The sequence below is a fragment of the Microvirga sp. GN3 genome, from assembly GCF_055792825.1.
Window position 1 is genome coordinate 1 of sequence record NZ_JBVVAK010000314.1, and the last position, 3,537, is coordinate 3,537.

1 protein-coding gene and 4 pseudogenes are annotated in these 3,537 nt (G+C 57.5%); 3 read left to right on the forward strand and 2 right to left on the reverse strand.

Translation table 11 applies throughout. From position 1 onward, the window contains the following. Positions 1-268: 268 nt before the first annotated feature. A pseudogene (locus ACS5Q1_RS47075) lies at positions 269-760 on the forward strand (DDE-type integrase/transposase/recombinase); the annotation flags it as partial. A gap of 87 nt (positions 761-847) precedes the next feature. Here ACS5Q1_RS47075 and ACS5Q1_RS47080 read toward each other — a convergent pair. Next, the gene (locus ACS5Q1_RS47080; protein ID WP_473104657.1) at positions 848-1,084 is read right to left on the reverse strand and encodes a DUF6894 family protein; all 237 of its coding nucleotides are present in this window, start codon (positions 1,082-1,084) and stop codon (positions 848-850) included. Positions 1,085-2,163: 1,079 nt separating this feature from the next. On the opposite strand from ACS5Q1_RS47080, the pseudogene ACS5Q1_RS47085 reads away from it, so the two are divergent. Beyond that, a pseudogene (locus ACS5Q1_RS47085) lies at positions 2,164-2,448 on the forward strand (IS6 family transposase); the annotation flags it as partial. Between the two features lie 64 nt (positions 2,449-2,512). Beyond that, positions 2,513-3,022: pseudogene (locus tag ACS5Q1_RS47090) on the forward strand (IS6 family transposase); the annotation flags it as partial. Between the two features lie 91 nt (positions 3,023-3,113). Here the strand turns inward: ACS5Q1_RS47090 and ACS5Q1_RS47095 are convergent. Continuing rightward, positions 3,114-3,537 (reverse strand): annotated as a pseudogene (locus tag ACS5Q1_RS47095) (IS110 family RNA-guided transposase); the annotation flags it as partial.

A 3,537-nucleotide genomic window follows, 5' to 3' on the forward strand; every position in this document is an offset into this window, starting at 1 on the left:
GTCGCCGACTTGCACCGCCTGGCCCGCCGCGAGTTCGGCCGCCTGCAGCAACGGCCTGAGCTCATTACCAGCTTCTTTCGGCACGCAGGTCTCTCCGTTGCAGGTCTTTAGTGAAGATCATTAGCTGCAGCGGAACACACCAGGGCCCGCGGTCATGCAGCATTGCGCTCAAAGCCCGGAGACATGACGGCACCCGCCCCCCCAAGCTCAAACGTCATCAACAAGCACAGTGCCACATGGGCGCCATCCAGACATCACACCCCCAACGGCCGAACGTGTCGTGGCGATGGATCGTTCAATCATCCAGCGCTGGACGGACCACTAGGCCTCGCTCTTGTTGGAGCAGTTCAATCTCCGCATGCGTCCAGTCACTGGCGAGTGGCAAAATTTCACTGCCGCATAACGATTTCTTCGCAAGGATCTCAAGCGACACGGCCGACCAGGGCGGATTATCAGTGATGGTCGCCAGACCACCCATGAAGCGATCCTGTCCTGCGATATGGCGGACAGGCTGCAAGAAAGGCGCAAGCTGAAACCAATCTGCATACGGCAGAGCATCGATCTCAATAATCGCGTTGAGCATGACTATCGGGCCATCAAGGGGCGCGTCCACTCAATGCTGAGTCTGAAGTCAATCAGCAGTGCCCGCGTGATGCTGAGCGGGATTGAACTGGTTCACATGGTGTGCAAAGGGCAGGCGAAGTATGCCTGCCGTTCGAACCTGTCGCTTGTAGAGCAGTTCGATCTGATCACTGCATGAGGTGGAGCGAAGCTCGGTTCCATCCCTTCAAGTCCAGCCAGGCGTTGCGATTGGGTCGTACCCGATGTCCACATGTGACAGCGCCGACTAGCTTGCGCTGCCGTCCTCAACCAGGAAGTCGAGTGTGCAGACTGTTGCACCCGCCAAGTCGGTGACCTGCAGCCGCCACTCGCTTCCACGCCACCCTTTTTTCCCGGCGTCTCTGAGGAGTTCACCTGCCACCGTAATTGCATGGGCGCGGGCCTCGTCACGGCTGGCGAGGACGGTGCCATGCTCGTCGAGAGCCTCTTCTCCGTCGCAGATGTGAAAGAAATACCTGAGCATGGTGGATGCCTGCACTTAAGATTTGCACGGAAGCAACTTCAAGACAGCGATCGCAGCTCTGGAGTTGGCTTATGCCTATGGTCCTCTGCTCTATCGTTCAGTATCATAAAGGCGGCGACTGCAGCGGCTAGAGCAATGAGCGCTAAGGCAACATCAATGATTCCACACTGATGTTTGCGTAGAGAGATACTCATCTCCGATGCCGGTGAGCACTGATGAACAAACTCTGCCGCAATTACTGACGCCGAAGCAGAGGAATTTCGATCTCGGCACGTGGCGAACGTCTCTCTATGCATCCAGTTGCTCCTTGGGTGCGTAAAAACTTGCAGATCGGGGTCTTCAGCTTGCTCAAGTCGCAGGTCCCGGAGAGAAGCATCGTATGCGGATAGTCCTGGTTCCATCATGGAAAGACCAGACGACAACCTCGACATCCAGGTTGCCCTAAACCAAGGTGAGTTCGGGCCCCTCATACCAGCTCCTCTCAATCAGGACATGATACTTGTCCCCTCCATCTTCCGGCCTTCGGTGCTGGTGCCGTCATTGCAGCTGCGGTATGAGCCGCTCAGCTTGTTCTCCGGGTTGCACCAGAACCCGATGCGCTGACGTGAGCTGAGGGTGGCTCTCTGGCGGAAGTGCATCGGCGACCTGGCCAAGCAAGTCGAGTAACATCACTGCTGCTACAGCCAACACTGCGCGCACATTATCGAAGCGATTGAGCATGGCCAGGTGTCCCAACGCGCCATTGACGTTTACCTTTCAAGACTACGCCGCAATTGCGAACCTCTCAATTGTACATGGGTTCGGCTTGGGACGTACCACAGCGCGATGGCCCTCCGCCCTAGGGACCAGGTTACTTATACGTTGATGTTACTGCTGTCTCGCATCAAGGTCTTTCGACTAGAGTTGTTCGACCTGAGCCCTGAAAGGTTTTGCCGATTTACGGCCGGATTGGCAAACACAAGTATTCGTTATTGACAAGGACCTAGAGCGGCTAACTCCTGATCCTCAAGTCCGTGCATGAGGCACTGTCACAGGAACGGCTGATGGACTGGCACTGTTGCATTAACCTTGGCAGTTTAATGAAGGGCGGCCAGTCGAGGAGCCGTCGCTTTCCCGTCAAGATCATCCTGCTGTGCGTGCGCTGGTACTGCAAATATGGCATCAGCTACCGGGATCTGGCCGAGATGATGGAGGAGCGCGGTGTCAGCGTGGACCCCTCCACGATCTTTCGCTGGATTCAGCGCTATGCGCCAGAGCTTGAGAAGCGGGTTCGTCCGTACCAGGGACCTCGCTCGGGTTCATGGCGCTTAGACGAGACTTATGTGCGGGTTGGCGGGAAATGGAAGTACCTGTTCCGTGGGATCTGTCGCAACAATCTGTTTCAGAGTTTCAGCTACTGTGACCGGAGGCACAGTTACGGAGGCCATGGTGTTCAAGGGCAGGCATTTTGATCGCTCTATTATCCTTCTCTGCGTACGATGGTACTTGGCTTATAATCTGAGCCTGCGAAATCTCGAGGAGATGATGGCCGAGCGCGGTGTCTCCGTCGACCATGCCACGATCCACCGCTGGACATTGCGATACGCGCCTGAACTGCTGGAGCGCTTCAACCAGCGCAAGCGGGCTGTCACTGGCAGATGGCACATTGACGAGACGTATGTCAAAGTCCGAGGCCAGTGGCGCTATCTGTATCGCGCCATCGACAGCAACGGCGACACGGTCGAGTTCTGGTTCAGCGAAAGGCGAAATCTCATCGCGGCCAAACGCTTTCTGCGCAAGGCACTGAAGCGGCACGGCCGTCCAGAGAGGATCGTCATCGACGGCAGCCAGACGAACCTAGAAGCGATCCTGTCGGGCGACACCGCAGACCGACTTCGGGATCGATCAAGGCGACGTCTGAAGCCGATCCGGATCCGGCAAAGTGCCTACCTCACGGATGTTTTCGACAAGCTCTTTTTGTCAGATCGTGCTATTTTCCTCGTGCACGGGTGACCACGTGGCCAAGAGCGGGTGCAGGGATGCAAGCCCGTCACGTCGCCTTCGATAAGCGTGTCCCGGTTGTGACACCCGTGCACCCTTTCGGTGGCTTGGTCTGCCAGTTCGCCACAAAGCGTGCATAAGCCTTCTCGGTCTGCTCGAGCCAGGCGCGCTCACGATCCCGCACCGCCTTGCTGTTGTAGGCATGGGCCCGGCCTTGCTGCCGCCCTTTCACCGCCGGTTGCCCCGCAGCCAACTCCACCTTGCGCAGTTTGGTTTCCAAAAGAGCCGGTCGGGCCCAGGCATAGTCCTCGGTTTTAGTGAGCAGATGCCACATGAGGACTGCCATCTTCCGAGCTGTCGCGGCAGCCGCGATTTGCTGGCCGCGCCGCCGCTGAATGCGCAGAAAGAAAGCCCGCAATGGTCCAGGCATACGGGCCGCTGCCCAGGCTGCTTCAACCAACATCGCTCGGGCA